This window comes from Rhodococcus sp. DMU2021 (assembly GCF_019641445.1).
Taxonomy (GTDB): Bacteria; Actinomycetota; Actinomycetes; order Mycobacteriales; family Mycobacteriaceae; genus Rhodococcus; species Rhodococcus pyridinivorans.
Genome location: NZ_JAIFKB010000003.1, coordinates 335,302 through 352,245 on the forward strand (window position 1 = coordinate 335,302; position 16,944 = coordinate 352,245).

General features: G+C 68.4%; 16 protein-coding genes. 8 read left to right on the top strand and 8 right to left on the bottom strand.

The window, feature by feature from the left end; all coding sequences use genetic code 11:
* Positions 1-36: 36 nt before the first annotated feature.
* The 3 genes from ybeY to K3M35_RS07590 all read right to left on the bottom strand — a co-directional run bounded on the left by ybeY (position 37) and on the right by K3M35_RS07590 (position 2,392).
* Positions 37-579, bottom strand: a complete 543-nt coding sequence (gene ybeY, locus K3M35_RS07580) for an rRNA maturation RNase YbeY (protein ID WP_006554478.1) — start codon at positions 577-579, stop codon at positions 37-39.
* A 49-nt stretch (positions 580-628) separates the two neighbouring features.
* Positions 629-1,687 (bottom strand): PhoH family protein, encoded by a 1,059-nt coding sequence (locus K3M35_RS07585; protein ID WP_006554479.1) that lies wholly within the window; start codon positions 1,685-1,687, stop codon positions 629-631.
* Positions 1,688-1,789: 102 nt separating this feature from the next.
* Positions 1,790-2,392 carry a TetR/AcrR family transcriptional regulator gene (locus tag K3M35_RS07590; protein WP_220666223.1) on the bottom strand — a complete coding sequence of 201 codons (603 nt, stop codon included), beginning with the start codon at positions 2,390-2,392 and terminating at the stop codon, positions 1,790-1,792.
* A gap of 181 nt (positions 2,393-2,573) precedes the next feature.
* Between K3M35_RS07590 and K3M35_RS07595 the strand changes: the two genes are divergently transcribed.
* Positions 2,574-4,187, top strand: coding sequence for an MFS transporter (locus K3M35_RS07595; RefSeq protein WP_019288345.1), 1,614 nt, complete (start codon positions 2,574-2,576; stop codon positions 4,185-4,187).
* Here the strand turns inward: K3M35_RS07595 and K3M35_RS07600 are convergent.
* From K3M35_RS07600 to hrcA, 4 genes are all read right to left on the bottom strand, one after another.
* Positions 4,131-4,943, bottom strand: a complete 813-nt coding sequence (locus K3M35_RS07600; protein WP_220666224.1) for a S9 family peptidase — start codon at positions 4,941-4,943, stop codon at positions 4,131-4,133. The two genes, K3M35_RS07595 and K3M35_RS07600, sit on opposite strands and share 57 nt — an antisense overlap.
* 81 nt (positions 4,944-5,024) lie before the next feature.
* Positions 5,025-5,783, bottom strand: a complete 759-nt coding sequence (locus tag K3M35_RS07605) for a 16S rRNA (uracil(1498)-N(3))-methyltransferase (RefSeq protein ID WP_033097762.1) — start codon at positions 5,781-5,783, stop codon at positions 5,025-5,027.
* Positions 5,784-5,792: 9 nt separating this feature from the next.
* Positions 5,793-6,944, bottom strand: coding sequence for a molecular chaperone DnaJ (dnaJ, locus tag K3M35_RS07610; RefSeq protein ID WP_006554483.1), 1,152 nt, complete (start codon positions 6,942-6,944; stop codon positions 5,793-5,795).
* 49 nt (positions 6,945-6,993) lie between these two features.
* Entirely contained in the window at positions 6,994-8,037 is a 1,044-nt protein-coding gene (hrcA, locus tag K3M35_RS07615) for a heat-inducible transcriptional repressor HrcA (RefSeq protein WP_006554484.1), read from the bottom strand.
* 157 nt (positions 8,038-8,194) lie between these two features.
* Between hrcA and K3M35_RS07620 the strand changes: the two genes are divergently transcribed.
* On the top strand, positions 8,195-8,548 hold the full coding sequence (locus K3M35_RS07620; protein ID WP_006554485.1) for a type II toxin-antitoxin system VapB family antitoxin: 354 nt from the start codon (positions 8,195-8,197) through the stop codon (positions 8,546-8,548).
* A 210-nt stretch (positions 8,549-8,758) separates the two neighbouring features.
* On the opposite strand, the gene hemW is transcribed toward K3M35_RS07620, so the two are convergent.
* On the bottom strand, positions 8,759-9,982 hold the full coding sequence (hemW, locus tag K3M35_RS07625) for a radical SAM family heme chaperone HemW (RefSeq protein WP_208635833.1): 1,224 nt from the start codon (positions 9,980-9,982) through the stop codon (positions 8,759-8,761).
* A gap of 392 nt (positions 9,983-10,374) precedes the next feature.
* On the opposite strand from hemW, the gene K3M35_RS07630 reads away from it, so the two are divergent.
* The 6 genes from K3M35_RS07630 (at position 10,375) to ppk2 (ending at position 16,882) form a co-directional block, all read left to right on the top strand.
* Positions 10,375-12,090: a nitrite/sulfite reductase gene (locus tag K3M35_RS07630; protein ID WP_019288351.1), complete on the top strand. Its 1,716-nt coding sequence runs from the start codon at positions 10,375-10,377 to the stop codon at positions 12,088-12,090.
* Positions 12,091-12,139: 49 nt separating this feature from the next.
* Positions 12,140-12,868, top strand: coding sequence for a phosphoadenylyl-sulfate reductase (locus K3M35_RS07635; RefSeq protein ID WP_006554488.1), 729 nt, complete (start codon positions 12,140-12,142; stop codon positions 12,866-12,868).
* Positions 12,865-13,809, top strand: coding sequence for a sulfate adenylyltransferase subunit CysD (gene cysD, locus K3M35_RS07640; RefSeq protein WP_006554489.1), 945 nt, complete (start codon positions 12,865-12,867; stop codon positions 13,807-13,809). The genes K3M35_RS07635 and cysD overlap by 4 nt, the downstream gene beginning before the upstream one ends.
* Positions 13,810-13,811: 2 nt before the next feature.
* Positions 13,812-15,146, top strand: a complete 1,335-nt coding sequence (locus K3M35_RS07645) for a sulfate adenylyltransferase subunit 1 (RefSeq protein ID WP_006554490.1) — start codon at positions 13,812-13,814, stop codon at positions 15,144-15,146.
* Positions 15,143-15,886 carry a sirohydrochlorin chelatase gene (locus K3M35_RS07650; RefSeq protein ID WP_220666225.1) on the top strand — a complete coding sequence of 248 codons (744 nt, stop codon included), beginning with the start codon at positions 15,143-15,145 and terminating at the stop codon, positions 15,884-15,886. Before K3M35_RS07645 ends, K3M35_RS07650 begins: the two co-directional genes overlap by 4 nt.
* Before the next feature lie 105 nt (positions 15,887-15,991).
* Positions 15,992-16,882, top strand: coding sequence for a polyphosphate kinase 2 (ppk2, locus tag K3M35_RS07655; RefSeq protein WP_006554492.1), 891 nt, complete (start codon positions 15,992-15,994; stop codon positions 16,880-16,882).
* The last annotated feature ends 62 nt before the right edge of the window (positions 16,883-16,944 follow it).

Here is a 16,944-nt window from a genome sequence, read left to right on the forward strand (position 1 = left end):
GTGCCGTCCGATCACGATGGCTCGCACTGTCGCCGCTCATGATTCGGGGGTGTCGACGAAACCGGCCTTGCCCAGCAACTTCCGGTCGCGGGCGGCGAGCCGCGCCTCGTGCTCGGCGCGGCGGATCTCCTCGTACCACTCGGCGAGGAGCTGGTTCTGCAGGCCGAACATCTCCTTCTCCTCCTCCGGTTCGGCGTGGTCGTAGCCGAGGAGGTGGAGCATGCCGTGCACGGTGAGCAGGGCGAGTTCGTGGGCCACCGGGTGACCGGCCTTCGCCGCCTGGTCGGCGGCGAACTGCGGACACAGCACGATGTCGCCGAGCATCGACGGTCCCGGTTCGGGAGCGTCCGGACGCCCCCCGGGCTCGAGTTCGTCCATGGGGAACGACATCACGTCGGTGGGGCCGGGAAGGTCCATCCACCGCACGTGCAGATCGGCCATGGTGTCGAGGTCCACGAGCACCATCGACAACTCCGCCGCCGGATGCACATCCATCCGGGCGATCACGAAACGGGCGACGTCGAGGAGTTCCTCCTCCGAGACGTCCATTCCCGATTCGTTCGAGATCTCGATGCTCATGACTGGAGTTCCTTCTGCACGACGGTATTCGGTTGATCTACAAGGGTGTTCATCGACGCTGCACCCGCTGCGCGCGACGTTGAGCACGGTTGCCGGGGATCCCGTCGCCGTCGCGGGTGGCCTCGAAACGGCTGTAGGCGTCGACGATGTCGGAGACGAGCCGGTGCCGCACGACGTCGCTGCTGTCGAGTCGCGCGATGTGGATGTCGTCGATGCCGTCGAGGATCTCGGTGGCGGCGGCGAGACCCGAACGGGCGCCGCCGGGCAGGTCGATCTGCGTGATGTCGCCCGTCACGACGATCTTGGAATTGAAGCCCAGACGCGTGAGGAACATCTTCATCTGTTCGGCGGTGGTGTTCTGCGCCTCGTCGAGGATGATGAACGCATCGTTCAGGGTGCGGCCACGCATGTACGCCAGGGGTGCGACCTCGATGACCCCGGCCTGCATGAGCTTCGGGATCGCCTCGGGATCCATCATGTCGTGCAGCGCGTCGTGCAGTGGACGCAGATACGGGTCGATCTTCTCGTGCAGGGTGCCCGGCAGGAAGCCGAGCCGCTCCCCTGCCTCGACGGCGGGACGCGTGAGGATGATGCGGTTGACCTGCTTGGTCTGCAGCGCCTGCACGGCCTTTGCCATGGCGAGATAGGTCTTGCCCGTACCAGCCGGTCCGACACCGAAAACGATGGTGTGGGCATCGATCGCGTCGACGTACCGCTTCTGGTTCAGGGTCTTGGGCCGGATCGTCTTCCCGCGCCGCGACAGAATGTCGAGGCTGAGCACGTCGGCCGGCGACTCGGAGAGCCCCTGGGTGAGCATGCCCACGGTGCGACGCACGGCGTCGGGCGCGAGCGATTGTCCGCGACGGACGATGGTGACGAGTTCGGCGAGCGCACGTTCCGCGAGGGCGACGTCGGCGGGCGCTCCGGTCAGCGTGACGGTGTTGCCCCGCACGTGGATGTCCGCCGCCAGGAGGGCTTCGAGGGCGATCAGATTCTCGTCCGCGGCTCCGAGCAGGGGCGCTGCGGCCTCCGAGGGGAGGTCGAGGCTCGATTTGACCGTGGTCGGCTCGAATTCGGGGGGCTCGTGGGGTCGGTCTGGTTCACTCACGTGGACGGTACGTCCTGCTTTCGGTTCGGCTCCTGCACGACGGTCGTCGTGTTCGTGCCAGTCTAGCGCCGGACGAAGCGCACCCTCCCGCAACAGGGAGTTTCAGCGGGGTTGGATTCCGCCTTCACCAGAACCCGCCTCCGCGAGCCACCGCCGTGCCTCGGCGAGGATCCCGGGTGCCCGGTGGGGTGAGACCCCACCGAGCACGAGATTGCCCAGGACGATCGTGTCGCCCGAGTCGTCCACCAGCCCGAGATTGGCCTGCTCGAGTGTGGCCATCGTCAGGCCCTCCATCATCCCTACGAGCACGGGCGCCGGGAGGTAGTCGGAGAGCTGGCTCTGCGCGAGGCCGCGTTCGACGTGCCCGAGGACACGTGAGCGCACCGGGGAGACCAGCTCGGCGATGCGCTGCTCTCCCATCTCCTTGCGGGCGAAGGAGAGCAGCACGCGGTAGCGGTCGCCGATGGGCCAGGTCCGCAACGCCACGACCGCGAGCGCGACCGCGGGATCGTCCGGCTCGGGGTGGTCGAGAGCCTCGGCGAGTGCGGTCGAGGCGTCGTCGACGATCCCCTCGACGAGGGCTTCCCGGTTGGGGAAGTGCGCATAGACGGTGCGGCGGACGACACCCGCGGCTTTGGCGACATCGTCCATGCTCGCGTCGGAGTCGGCCGCAAAGCACATCACCGCAGCGTCGAGTATGCGCATGCGGTTCGCATTGAATCGGGTTCGCGGTCGTGTGACCGAGTTCTCCACGTTCTCGCCCTCTTCCGCTGACTGTGATCTGTCTTTCATTTTAGTTGCACACGGATGTGCAGCTGCGTAACTTGCACACCACCGTGTAGATCGGGGCTCAGGTCCCGGCCCGTGTCGCACCCGAGGAGAGCCCATGCCCACTGCCGTGACCCTCGCAGGAGGGACCGCAGCGAAGGAACCCTACCGGCTGCGCTGGGCCGGACTGGCGGTGCTGTGCCTGAGCCTGCTCATCGTCGTGATGGCCAACACCTCGCTCATCGTCGCCGCACCCGGCATGCTGCGCGAACTGCAGCTCACCAGCGCCGACATGCAGTGGATCATCGACGGCTACACCGTCCCCTATGCCGCACTGATGCTGCTGTTCGGCGTGCTCGGCGATCGATACGGACGACGTCGCGCGTTGCTGGCGGGCCTGGTCGTCTTTGCCGCCGGCGCGGTCTACGGATCGTTCGCCGACAGCGCCGGCGACGTGATCGTCGCGCGCATCGTCATGGGGGTGGGCGCCGCCGTGATCATGCCTGCGACACTGTCGCTGCTCGTCGCGATGTTCCCCGTGCACGAGCGTGCCCGCGCGATCGCAGCCTGGGCCGCCACGTCCGGACTCGCCATTGCGCTCGGTCCCCTGCTCGCCGGATGGCTCCTCGAATCGAACTCGTGGGGTTCGACCTTCCTCATCAACGTGCCGATCGCGGCATTCGCCGCGATCGCGGCCCTGATCCTCGTGCCGGCCTCGAAGGCGGACGATCTCACCCGCACCGACTGGGTCGGCGGCGCCCTGTCGGTCGCTGCTCTCGGCGGAATCGTCTACGCGATCATCGAGGGGTTCCACTTCGGTTGGGGCACCGGGGTGATCGCCACCTCGATCGGCTCGGTGATCGCCGCGGTGCTCTTCGTGGTGTGGGAACTTCGCCACCCCCGGCCGTTGCTGGACGTGCGTCGGGTCGCGGACCGGACCGTCGGCGGTGCGTGCGTGTCGGTGTTACTGCTCTTCCTCGTCGCCTTCGGCGCCATCTACTTCGTCGCGCAGCAGTTCCAGTTCGTGCTCGGTTACGGCCCGCTCGAGACCGGTCTGCGTCTGCTTCCCCTCGCGGTGACGGTCTCGCTCGGCGCGGCGCTGAGCGGCCGGCTCGCGCCCCGACTCGGTGCGCGGGTCCTCGTGGGCACGGGCATGGTCGCCGCTGCGGCAGGCATCCTCACCTTGACCGTCACGGCCGGCGCCTCCGGCTTCACGCCCTTTCTGATCTCGTTGTTGCTGCTCGGATTGGGCATCGGCCTGGCCACATCCCCGTCCACCGACCTGATCATGGGCGGCTTCCCCGACTCGGACCTCGGAGCGGCGGGCGGGTTGAACGACACCGCAGTGGAATTCGGCGGGTCGCTGGGCATCGCCGTGCTCGGCTCGATCCTCGCGACCACCTATCACCGCGAGATCTCCGGGTTCCTCGACGGATTGCCGTTGGCGGACCTGACAGGTCCGATGGCCGATCAGGCCGCGATGGCGATCGAGGCGGCCGGCGATTCGGTGGGCGGTGCGGCGATCGTCGCGGAGGAACTCGCGGCGAACCCATTCGCGGCGTCGTACGCACAACCGCTGCTCGACGCGTCGTCCGCAGCGTTCGCCGAGGCGATCTCGTCCGCGAGCCTCGTCGCCGGCATCGTCCTGCTCATCGGCGCCGCGGCGGTCACCGCGCTACTCCCCCGCGGACTCCACACCCGCACCGGCAGCGAGGCCGAGATCGGCCACTGACCGGACGGTGAGCAGGTCGAGCGATCGCGCCCAGGCCCGGGTGCTCCGGTCCAGGAAGGCGACGTGATCCTCACCGTCGAACAGTTCCAGCGACACCGGATCTCCTGCCGCGTCGGCCGCGTCGACGTAACGGTGCGCGACACTCACCGACACCTGCTCGTCGGCGGTGCCGTGCAGCACCGCGACCGGCACACCGATCGGCGGCCGGTGCGTCGGCGAGGCCGACCGATAACACTCGGGTGCCTCCGCGTAGGACGCACCGAAGAGCGCCTCGAACGCCTCCACGCGACGACCGCGCTCCCCGGCGGTGACGAGGTCGAGCGCACCCGCCTGCGAAACCACGAATTCCGGTCGCACCGACGTGCTCTCACCCGCGAGCCACACCGCCAGCTGGCCTCCCGCAGAGTGACCGACGAGCCGCACACGGTCGAGATCGACCTCGACACCGCCGCGCTGCGCGTGCGGAACGACCTCGGTGAAGATCGTCTCGTACGCCGCGACCACATCGGCGGACATCTCGTCCCACGCGCCACCGGCCTCGAGACGGCGGTACTCGACGTTCCACGCCACCACACCGCGACGCGCGAGTTCCACGGACAGCGCCGTACCGAGGGTGAGCTGGTAGCGGCCGTGCCACGAACCGCCGTGAACGACCATGACGGCGGGAACGGGCCCCGTCACCGTCGCGGGGTCGGGTAGGAAGACGTGCCCGAACTGCTGCGAGTGGGTGCCGTAGGCGATCTTCGTACGAGCCAAGAGAGGAAATTCCTTCGATACGTATGGTCGGGACCCGCAAGCGATCCCGCAGCACAGAGAATCGGGACCCGCAAGCGATCCCTAGTGCAGGGGCCTGGTACGCCACCGGTCGGTCAACACACCGATCGCGCCGAGTGCGACGGCCGCGGCGGTCGAGGTGCGCAGCACCGTGGGGCCGAGACCGACGGCCACCGCGCCCGCGTCGACGAGGGCCTCGACCTCCGCGTCGTCGAGTCCGCCTTCGGGACCGACGATCAGCGTCAGCGAATCGACGTCGCGCACGGGCAGATCGGCGAAGGGGATCGTGGCGGATTCGTGGAGCACCGCGACGACGTCGCCGCGCTCGACGGCCGAGCGGACCCGTGCGACGACCTCGGGTGTGCGGTGCAACCCGGCCACCGTCGGCACGTGCGCGCGCCGCGACTGCTTCGCCGCGGACGTCGCGACCGCCTGCCACTTGGCAACACCCTTGTCCGCCTTGGCATCCCACCGGGCGACACAGCGCACCGACTGCCACGGTACGAACTCGTCGGCGCCGGCCTCGGTGGCCAGTTCGACGGCGAGTTCGGACCGGTCGGACTTCGGCAGCGCCTGCACGACGGTCACGCTCGGACGCGGCGGGTCGACAACGCGACGACCGAGCACGAGCGCTTCGAGCCGGTCCTTCGCGACCGCCGTGACCTCGACGTCGGCGACCTCACCGGCGCCGTCGGACAACACGAGCCGCTCGCCTACCGCGATACGGCGCACCGTCGCGGCGTGCCGGCCCTCCTTGCCGTCGAGCACGGCCGTCCGCCCCTCGTCGGGCAGCGGGTCGAGGTAGAACAGTGTCGCGGCCACCCGAGCGACCTAACGGGCGCTGAACGCGTCGCGCAGGCGCGAGAACAGGCCGCCGGTGTTCTGCGAACCCGTGGTCACGACCTCGACATGCTCCCGGTCGCTGTGCCGGCGCAGGTCCTCGAGCAGCTTCGTCTGCTTGTGATCGAGCTTGCTCGGCACCACGACCTCGAGATGCGCGTGCAGGTCGCCGCGCGTACCCGAGCGCAGCTTCGGCATGCCGTGGCCGCGCAGCACCGAGACCGAACCGGGCTGGGTGCCGGGATCGATGGTGATCTCGGTGGGGCCGTCGAGGATGGTCTCGATCGTCACCTTGGTGCCGAGCGCAGCGTCGACCATGGGCACGCGGATGGTGCAGTGCAGGTCGTCGCCGTCGCGCACGAAAACCTCGTGCTGCTGTTCGAGCACCTCGACGTAGAGATCGCCGGCAGGACCGCCGCCGGGGCCGACCTCGCCCTGGGCCGCGAGGCGGATGCGCATCCCGTTGCCGACGCCGGCGGGCACCTTGACGGTGACCTCGCGGCGGGCGCGCACGCGGCCGTCACCACCGCACTTGCGGCAGGGATCCGGGATCGTCTCGCCGACACCGCGGCAGGTGGGGCACGGGCGGGACGTCATGACCTGGCCGAGGAAGGAACGCTGGACGGACTGAACCTCACCGGCGCCACCGCAGGTCTCGCAGCGCACGGGCTTCGAATCGCCGTGGGTGCCGGAACCGGTGCACGCGTCGCACAGGATCGCGGTGTCGACCGTGACCGTCTTGGTGACGCCGCGAGCGCATTCCTCGAGGGTCAGGCGGGTGCGGAGCAGCGAGTCGGCGCCGGGCTGGACGCGGCCGCGCGGACCGCGGGAACCGCCGGCCCCACCACCGAAGAACGCCTCGAAGACATCACCGAGGCCGCCACCGAAGCCGGCGCCGCCGAAGCCGCCCGCACCGCCGCCACCGGGTTCGAGCGGGTCGCCGCCGAGGTCGACGATGCGTCGCTTCTCGGGATCCGACAGCACCTCGTAGGCGGCCGAGATCTCCTGGAAACGCTTCTGCGCCGACTCGTCGGGGTTCACATCCGGGTGGTGCTCGCGCGCCAACTTGCGGTACGCCCGTTTGATCTCCTGGTCGGTCGCGTTCTTGGACACGCCGAGCGTCCCGTAGTAGTCCCGTGCCACGTTTGGTTCTCGTCCTTACGTCGTTCTACAGAGCAAAAATGGACGGTGCTCAGCGTTCGCCGAGCACCTCACCGATATATCTCGCAACGGTGGCGACCGATGCGATGGTTCCCGGATAGTCCATCCGGGTGGGGCCGAGCACTCCCAGACCACCGAAGACCGTACCCGCGGCCCCGTAGCCGGTGGACACGACCGAGGTGGTGCGCATCTCCTCGAACTGGGTCTCCTCACCGATGCGGACGGTGACCCGGCCTGCGTCCTGGCTGGACGCGAGCAGTTTGAGCACCACGACCTGCTCCTCGAGGGCTTCGAGGACCGTACGCAACGAGCCCGGAAGCATGCCGTGGCCGTCGAAGTCGGCGGCGTTGCGGGTGAGATTGGCGGTGCCGCCGAGCACGAGACGCTCCTCGGGGTGCTCGACGAGGGTCTCCACCAACACGGTGGTGCACCGGATGAGCGCGTCGCGCAGATCGTCCGGTGCGTTGTCGGCGAGCTCGGTCACTGCGACGGAGGCCGCGGCGAGCCGCTTGCCGGTCAATGCCCCGCCGAGCAGCTCACGCAACCGCGACAGGCCGTCCTCGTCGATCACGTCGCCGAGTTCGACGATGCGCTGATCGACGCGGCCCGAGTCGGTGATGAGCACGAGCAGCAGCCGCGCCGGTGTCAGCCCGACCACCTCGAGATGTCGCACGGACGACGCGGAGAGCGTCGGGTACTGCACGACCGCGACCTGGCGGGTGAGCTGCGCGAGCAACCGCACCGCGCGGCGCAGCACGTCGTCGAGGTCGACGCCCGATTCGAGGAACTGCAGGATTGCGCGGCGCTCGGCCGACGAGAGCGGTTTGACCTCCGCGATCCTGTCGACGAACTGGCGGTAGCCCTTGTCGGTGGGCACGCGTCCCGAGCTCGTGTGGGTCTGTGTGATGTATCCCTCTGCTTCGAGCACAGCCATGTCGTTGCGGACCGTGGCGCTGGACACTCCGAGATTGTGCCGGTCGACGAGAGTCTTGGAGCCGATCGGCTCCTTGGTGGACACGTAATCCGCCACGATGGCGCGCAAGACCGTGAATCTCCGCTCCTCGGTACTCGACAACCCGCCACCTCCGTTTCCGCCGCCTGCAGGACTGCACCTCTCGGGGCCGTACCCTGTCAGTCTAATCGCGCGACGACCTCGAAGGTGTCGGGCACGTGTGCGATACCACCCCGAACCGGAAGCGACGCCTTCGGCGCGTCCCCCGTAATGTGTTCACATGATCTTCAAGGGCGTCCGGGACGGCAAGCCGTATCCCGATCACGGACTGTCTCTGCGCGACTGGTCGAGGATTCCGCCCCGCCAGGTGCGCCTCGACGAGATCGTCACGACGACGAAGGTGCTCGAACTCGACCGGCTGTTGTCGGAGGACTCGACGTTCTACGGCGATCTGTTCCCACACGCCGTCCAGTGGCAGGGCGTGCTGTACCTCGAGGACGGACTCCACCGTGCCGTGCAGTCTGCGCTGCGGAACCGGACGGTGCTGCACGTGCGTGTCTTCGAGTACGACGTGCTGATTCCCGGTGGCGTGCCCGACCCGGGCGCCGAGGTTCGGGGCCCGTCGCCCGCATAGCCCGATCAGGGGTGGATACCGTGGAGCCCCGCGATGTGTCGAGTGTGATCGTCACCCTCACGTTCGTCACCGTCGACGGCCGGACCGAGTCGGATAAGTACTAGGTGTCGGTGGTCGAGAACCGTGGGCGGCTGTCGGTCTACGACTCGGAGCGCATCGGAGCAGCATGACGCGACCGGTCGGTCGGAGCAGCATGACGCGACCGGACGGTCAGTCGTCCGCGCCGAGCAGGATGGTGCGGACCACCGCGTCGGCGAGCAGCCGGCCCCGGTCGGTCAGCACGAGCTGATCGTCGCGCTCCACGGCGAGCCCGTCGGCGACCACCGTCTCTGCTGCCTCGCGCTCACCGTCGTCGAGCTCCGACAACGGCAGGCCCGTGCGCAGCCGGACGGTGAGCATGACGAGTTCGGTGTGCCGGTCCTCGGCCGTGAGGTGTTCGCTGCCCCCGACGGGCAGGACTCCGTCGGCGAGGGTCGACGCGTAACGGGCGGGATGCTTGACGTTCCACCAGCGCACGCCACCGACGTGGCTGTGCGCGCCCGGCCCGGCGCCCCACCAGTCGCCGCCGTCCCAGTAACCGAGGTTGTGGGCGCAGCGCGCCGACGGATCATCGGCCTTCGCCCAGTTGGACACCTCGTACCAGGTCATCCCGGCGTCGGCGAGTCGCGCGTCGACCCGCTCGTACCGCGATGCGAGCACGTCGTCGTCCGGAGCCGGCAGCTCGCCGCGACGGACACGGCGAGCGAGGGCGGTGCCGTCCTCGACGATGAGCGCGTACGCCGAGACGTGGTCGACCCCCGCTTCGAGCACGGCGTCGAGGGAGGCGTCGAGGTCGGCGTCGCGCTCGCCGGGAGTACCGTAGATCAGATCGAGGTTGATGTGGCCGAAACCGGCCGCGCGCGCTTCCTTCGCCGCCGCGACGGGACGCCCGGGTGTGTGGGTGCGGTCGAGGACCGCCAGCACGTGGGGCGCCGCGGACTGCATGCCGAGCGACACGCGGGTGTATCCGGCCTCGCGGATCGACGAGAAGAACTCCGTGGAGGTCGACTCCGGGTTCGATTCGGTGGTCACCTCGGCGCCGGGAGCGAGCCCGAACGAGTCGCGGATCGCGTCGAGCACCTGCGCGAGACCGTCCGCGCCGAGCAGCGAGGGTGTTCCGCCGCCGACGAAGACCGTCTCGGCAGCGGGAGTCCGTCGTCCGGATTCGGACAGCAGCCGGGCACCGGCGTCGAGTTCGCGGCGCAGACCCTCCAGCCAGGACTGCGGCGACGCCGCGCTGCCGAGTTCCCCGGCCGTGTAGGTGTTGAAGTCGCAGTAGCCGCAGCGGGTCGCGCAGAAGGGCACGTGCACGTACACACCGAACGGTCGCGTCCCCACTCCTGCGAGTGCCGAAGCGGGAAGTTCGAGACCGGCCGGACGACCCGCGATACCGATTTCCGTGCCGGTGCGTCGACCGATCTCAGTGCTGTTCACGCCCTCCAGTGTTCCAGAGACCTGAAGGGCGGCTCCGCGCGCGACGCCCCTACCTCGACATTTCCCGAAAATCGGGTGGAAATACCGCCCGCAATTCGGAATCGCCCCGGTGACATGGCACAATGGTCCGCATGACAGGACACGGAGTGCGACTCGTGGCGCGACGCCACGTCGACTTCAAGCGCGTCTGCGCATCCTGTTGTCTGCCTTGCGCCGCTTGTCTCTGCGCCGACTGTCTCTAGTCGGCACTCCCCGGCACATCCCAGATCCCGCCGGGTCGAAGCATGCGTGCACGAGGTCAGCTCCCTCCTGCGCTCGTCGATCCGGTTCCAGCGAGTATCAGGAGACCCTGTATGTCGTCGATCACCGACGTCACGCCCGCCGACGAGTCGGCCACTCCCGCCCGCCGCGCGCGTCCCGCCAAGCGTCGCGCCGAAGGCCAGTGGGCCCTCGGCTACCGGGAGCCGCTCAACGCCAACGAGCAGACGAAGAAGGACGACAACCCGCTCAACGTCCGCAAGCGTATCGAGAACATCTATGCGCAAACCGGTTTCGACGGAATCGACAAGAGCGATCTGCGCGGCCGCTTCCGCTGGTGGGGTCTGTACACCCAGCGCGAGCAGGGCTACGACGGCACCTACACCGGTGACGAGAACATCGACCTGCTCGAGGCGAAGTACTTCATGATGCGGGTGCGCTGCGACGCCGGCGCCCTGAATCTCGCGCAGCTGCGGACGATCGCCGGTATCTCCACCGAGTTCGGTCGCGACACCGCCGACCTGTCCGACCGCGAGAACGTCCAGTACCACTGGATCGAGGTCGAGAACGTCCCCGAGATCTGGCGTCGTCTCGAATCGGTCGGCCTGAAGACCACCGAGGCGTGCGGCGACTGCCCTCGCGTCGTGCTCGGTTCGCCGCTCGCCGGTGAGTCCCTCGACGAGATCATCGACGGCACCCCCGCGATCGACGAGATCGTGCGCCGCTACATCGGCAACCCCGAGTACTCGAACCTGCCGCGCAAGTTCAAGACCGCGATCTCCGGCCAGCAGGACGTCGTGCACGAGATCAACGACGTCGCCTTCATCGGCGTCGAGCATCCCGAGCACGGCCCCGGCTTCGACCTGTGGGTCGGCGGCGGCCTGTCCACCAACCCGATGCTCGCGCAGCGGGTCGGCGCCTGGGTGCCGCTCGAGGAGGTCGCCGATGTGTGGGAAGGCGTCGTCGCGATCTTCCGCGACTACGGCTACCGGCGGCTGCGGTCCAAGGCACGCCTGAAGTTCCTCATCAAGGACTGGGGCATCGAGAAGTTCCGCGAGGTGCTCGAGACCGAGTACCTGAAGCGTCCGCTCATCGACGGCCCGGCCCCGGCCGCACCGGAGCGTCCCATCGATCACGTCGGTATCCAGAAGCTACGCAACGGCCTCAACGCCGTGGGTGTCGCGCCGATCGCCGGTCGTGTCTCGGGCACGATCCTGTCGAAGGTCGCCGACGCCGCCGAACGTGCGGGTTCCGACCGGATCCGGTTCACCCCATACCAGAAGCTGATCGTGCTCGACGTGGCCGACGACAAGGTCGAGCAGCTCGTCACCGAGCTCGAGGCGCTGGGTCTGCCGGCCTCGCCGTCGCCGTGGCGCAAGAATCTCATGGCGTGCACGGGAATCGAGTTCTGCAAGCTGTCCTTCGTCGAGACGCGCAAGCGTTCGCAAGCCCTCGTGCCCGAGCTCGAGGAGCGTCTCGCCGACATCAACGCGCAGCTCGACGTCCCGGTGACGATCAACATCAACGGCTGCCCGAACTCGTGTGCGCGCTCCCAGATCGCCGACATCGGCTTCAAGGGTCAACTCGTCGACGACGGTGAGGGCAACCAGGTCGAAGGTTTCCAGGTGCACCTCGGCGGTGCGCTGGGCTTCGACGCGAAGTTCGGACGCAAGCTGCGCCAGCACAAGGTCACCAGTGCCGAGCTCGGCGACTACATCGAGCGGGTGGTGCGCACCTTCGTCAAGGAGCGCACGCCCGGCGAGCGCTTCGGCGAATGGGTCGTCCGCGCCGAGGAGGCAGACCTGCGATGACGGGCACTGCTGCAGCGGTCGACACGAAGACGGATCGGGAAGGGACGCGATGACGATCGATACGAACATCGACGAGCTCCGGAGTATTGCCGCGCAGGGGGCGGCAGAACTCGAAGGTGCGTCGGCGCAGGAACTCCTGCGGTGGACGGACGAGACCTTCGGTACCCCCACCACCGACGGTGGACGTAGCGGGTACATCGTCGCGTCCAACATGCAGGACGGTGTCCTGGTCCATCTGGCCGCGCAGCAGCGCCCCGGCGTGGACGTGCTGTTCCTCGACACCGGCTACCACTTCGCCGAGACGCTCGGCACGCGCGATGCGGTGGAGCAGGTGTACGGCGTGAACATCGTCAACGCCCGGGCGCAGCAGTCCGTCGCGGAGCAGGACGCCCTGCTCGGCAAGGATCTGTTCGCCCGCGACCCGAACGAGTGCTGCCGCCTGCGCAAGGTGGTGCCGCTGAAGGAGAGCCTGAAGGGCTACCGCGCCTGGGTGACCGGAATCCGCCGTGTCGAGGCGCCCACCCGCGCGAACTCACCGCTCATCTCGTTCGACGACGCGTTCGGACTGGTGAAGATCAATCCGATCGCGGCATGGTCCGACGAGGACATGCAGAACTACATCGACGAACACGGGATCCTCGTCAATCCGCTCGTCGACGAGGGCTACCCGTCCATCGGGTGCGCCCCGTGCACCACCAAACCACTTCCCGGAGCCGATCCGCGCAGCGGGCGCTGGGCCGGCCGAGCCAAGACCGAATGCGGGTTGCACGCCTCATGACACTCACCGATACGAATCCCACCGAGACCCGGACGCTGCTGGACGGCAACCGGTTCGACACCCTCGACGCCCTCGAGTCGGAAGCGATCCACGTCTTCCGCGAGGTCGCGGGCGAGTTCGAACGCCCCGTCATCCTGTTCTCGGGAGGCAAGGACTCCACCGTCCTGCTGCACCTCGCCATCAAAGCGTTCTGGCCCGCGCCGCTGCCCTTCGCGCTGTTGCACGTCGACACCGGCCACAACCTCCCCGAGGTCCTCGAGTTCCGCGACCACGTCGTCGAAAAGTACAACCTCCGACTGCACGTCGCGAGTGTCGAGGACTACCTCGCCGACGGCCGGCTCACCGAGCGTCCCGACGGCATCCGCAACCCGCTGCAGACCGTGCCGCTGCTCGACGCGATCTCGGAGAACCGGTTCGACGCCGTCTTCGGTGGCGGCCGCCGCGACGAGGAGCGTTCGCGCGCCAAGGAGCGGATCTTCTCGCTGCGCAACGCATTCGGCCAGTGGGATCCGAAGCGTCAGCGTCCGGAGTTGTGGAATCTGTACAACGGGCGGCACGCACCCGGGGAGCACGTGCGTGTCTTCCCGCTGAGCAACTTCACCGAGCTCGACATCTGGCGCTACATTGCCCGCGAGAACGTCGAACTGGCGAGCATCTACTACGCGCACGAGCGCCCCGTCTACCGCCGCGACGGCATGTGGATGACCCCGGGTGTCTGGGGCGGTCCGGCCGAGGGCGAAGAGCCCGAGACGCGTTCGGTGCGCTACCGCACCGTCGGCGACGGATCGACCACCGGCGCGATCCTGTCCGAGGCCTCCACGAACGAGGAGATCCTCGCCGAGGTCGCGGCATCACGACTGACCGAGCGCGGCGCCACCCGCGGCGACGACCGGGTTTCCGAAGCGGCGATGGAAGACCGCAAGCGAGAGGGCTATTTCTGATCATGAGCGACCTTCACGAGCAGAGCGTGCAGAGCGACACGCAGCTGCTGCGCCTCGCCACCGCCGGTTCGGTCGACGACGGCAAGTCCACCCTGGTGGGACGACTGCTCTACGACACCAAGTCCGTACTCGCCGACCAGATCGACGCCGTCACCCGCGCGTCGGTCGACCGCGGCCTCGACACCCCCGACCTCTCGCTGCTCGTCGACGGCCTTCGCGCCGAGCGTGAGCAGGGCATCACCATCGACGTGGCGTACCGCTACTTCGCGACGCCGAAGCGCAGCTTCGTCCTCGCGGACACCCCGGGTCACGTCCAGTACACCCGCAACACGGTGTCGGGTGCGTCCACCGCGCAGCTCGTCGTCCTGCTCGTCGACGCGCGCAAGGGTGTCGTCTCGCAGACCCGCAAGCACGCCGCCGTGCTGGCCCTGCTCGGTGTGCCGAAGCTCGTCCTCGCGGTCAACAAGATCGACCTCGTCGAGGATCCGGCCTCGGTGTTCGCGCAGATCTCCGCCGAGTTCGGGGAACTGACGAGTTCGCTCGGCTGGGCACCCGAGGACGTGCAGGAGATCCCGGTCTCCGCGCTGCACGGCGACAACGTGGCCGTGCGCAGCGAGAGCACCCCCTACTACGACGGCCCGACGCTCATCGAGCACCTCGAGTCGGTTCCCGTCGACGCCGATGTGCACGGCCGGCACGAGACCGGTCTGCGCTTCCCGGTGCAGTACGTGATCCGTCCCCGCACCGCCGAGTTCCCCGACTACCGCGGCTACGCCGGTCAGGTCGCGGCAGGGTCCGTGCGCCCCGGTGACGAGGTCGTCGTGCTGCCGTCCGGTGTCCGCACCACCGTCGAGCGCATCGACAGTGCCGACGGCGCATTCGATGTCGCGCACGCCGGCCGGTCGGTGACCCTCGTGCTCGCCGACGACGTCGACGTCTCCCGCGGCGACATCATCGCCACCCCGGAGGCGGCACCCGAGCCGCTGTCGGAGTTCGAGGCCACCGTGTGCTGGCTCGCCGAGAAGCCGTTGCGCCCGGGCGCCCGGTTGCTGCTCAAGCACGGCACCCGCATCACGCAGGCCATCGTCGGGACGATCGACGAGCGGTTCGACGAGCAGGATCTCTCCTCCGTCCCGAGCCCGGAGAGCATCGAGCTCAACGAGATCGCGCGCATCACGGTGCGTGTGGCCGAGCCGATCGCCGCGGACGACTACCGCATCAACCGCCGCAGCGGCAGCTTCCTGCTGATCGATCCGGCCGGGGGCAACACCCTCGCCGCGGGTCTCGTGGGCGACGGACTCGCCGACATCGAGCTCGGGGACCGCGTCCCGGCATGATGCCGCTCGTCGCCGTCGCGCACGGCAGTCGCGACCCGCGTTCGGCGCAGGCCGTGGCTGCCGCGCTCGACACCGTCCGGGCCGAGAACCCCGGTCTGGACGTGCGACTCGCGTTCCTCGACCTGAACACCCCGTCGGTCGGTCAGGCTCTCGACGCGCTCGCCGCGGACGGGCACCGGCAGGTCGCGGTGGTGCCGCTGCTGCTCGGCAGCGCCTTCCACGCGCGGGTCGATCTGCCGGCCCTGTTGCACGAAGCGCAGCAACGTCATCCGCTGCTCGAGGTGCTGTGCTCGCCGATCCTCGGCGACGACGATCTCCTCGTCGACGCGGCTCGCGATCTCATCACGGCCACGGGGGTGTCAGCCGACGATCCGTCCGTCGGTATCGCAGTGTGCGCGGTGGGATCGCGACGCCCCGAAGCGAACCGGGCGACCGGGCTGGTCGTGCCCCGCATTCTCGTCGGCACGGCGTGGACGCAGGCCGCGACGTGCTTCGCCACGACCGGTCCGTCCGTGGGGACGACCCTCGCCGACCTCACCTCCCGCGGTGCCCGCACCGTCGTGCTGACACCGTGGATCCTCGCCCCCGGGCTGCTGTGGGACCGTGCCTGCGCCGAGGCCGACAGCCTCGGGCACGTGCGGGTCGCGCAGACCCTCACCCGGCACGATGCCGTCGCGCGGGTGATCACCGAGCGCTACACCGAGGCCGTGCACCGGCGGCGCGGACTGGGCGTGGCCTGAGTCACTTCCGGATCTCCACCCGAGTTCACGCACGATTTGCATTCCTCCGCTACAACGGAGTCACGGTCGTCGTCCGACGACATCGGTGATCCGGGAGGGCCTCACGTGCAGAACGAACTTCGGCGCTACATCGATCGGCTCCGCACGGAGGGCTATTCGGTGCGCGACGACCACGGTGAGGACCCCGATCTGATCGACATCGAGGGCCGGGCCGTCGACACCTGGCGGGAGAACTATCCGTACGACACCCGGATGGACCGCGCCACCTACGAGGTCGAGAAGTATCTCCTGCAGATCGAACTGCTGAAGTTCCAGTCGTGGGCCAAGGACAACGGCTCCAAGCACATCATCGTGTTCGAAGGTCGCGACGCCGCCGGCAAGGGCGGCACGATCAAGCGGTTCCAGGAGTACATCAACGTCCGGCACGCCCGGACCGTCGCGCTGAACAAGCCGTCCGACCGTGAGCAGGGCCAGTGGTATATGCAGCGCTACATCCAGCACTTCCCCACCGCCGGTGAGCTCGTACTGTTCGACCGCTCCTGGTACAACCGAGCCGGCGTCGAACGGGTCATGGGTTTCTGCAGCGACGACGAGTACGAACGTTTCATGGAGCACGTCCCGTTGTTCGAGAAGCTCGTCGTGGACGCCGGCATCACCCTGACGAAGTTCTGGTTCTCCGTCACCCGGAGGGAGCAGCGCACGCGCTTCGCCATCCGCCAGCTCGATCCGGTGCGGCGGTGGAAGCTGTCGGAGATGGACCTCGAATCGCTCGACAAGTGGGACCAGTACACCGACGCGAAGGAAGAGATGTTCCGGCGCACCGACACCGACTGGGCGCCGTGGACGACCATCAAGTCCAACGACAAGAAGCGGGCCCGGGTCAACGCGATGCGGTTCTTCCTCAACCAGTTCGAGTACGACGACAAGGACCGTCAGATCGTCTTCCCGGCCGACCCGAGGATCGTGCAGCGCGGCAAGGACGCCGTCGGCGACTAGCTGCCGGGAGGTCGTGCTCCGGGCGTGCCGAGGTGCGCAGGACTGGCGCCCAGACTGCGATC

What these genes read in the sequence shown, in the direction of transcription:
- K3M35_RS07650 (WP_220666225.1), top strand. Translation starts at nt 15,143, where the DNA reads ATGATGCCGCTCGTCGCCGTCGCGCACGGCAGTCGCGACCCGCGTTCG.
- K3M35_RS07635 (WP_006554488.1), top strand. Translation starts at nt 12,140, where the DNA reads ATGACGATCGATACGAACATCGACGAGCTCCGGAGTATTGCCGCGCAG.
- K3M35_RS07630 (WP_019288351.1), top strand. Translation starts at nt 10,375, where the DNA reads ATGTCGTCGATCACCGACGTCACGCCCGCCGACGAGTCGGCCACTCCC.
- K3M35_RS07645 (WP_006554490.1), top strand. Translation starts at nt 13,812, where the DNA reads ATGAGCGACCTTCACGAGCAGAGCGTGCAGAGCGACACGCAGCTGCTG.
- K3M35_RS07590 (WP_220666223.1), bottom strand. Translation starts at nt 2,392, where the DNA reads ATGCGCATACTCGACGCTGCGGTGATGTGCTTTGCGGCCGACTCCGAC.
- K3M35_RS07620 (WP_006554485.1), top strand. Translation starts at nt 8,195, where the DNA reads ATGATCTTCAAGGGCGTCCGGGACGGCAAGCCGTATCCCGATCACGGA.
- cysD (WP_006554489.1), top strand. Translation starts at nt 12,865, where the DNA reads ATGACACTCACCGATACGAATCCCACCGAGACCCGGACGCTGCTGGAC.
- K3M35_RS07595 (WP_019288345.1), top strand. Translation starts at nt 2,574, where the DNA reads ATGCCCACTGCCGTGACCCTCGCAGGAGGGACCGCAGCGAAGGAACCC.
- ybeY (WP_006554478.1), bottom strand. Translation starts at nt 579, where the DNA reads ATGAGCATCGAGATCTCGAACGAATCGGGAATGGACGTCTCGGAGGAG.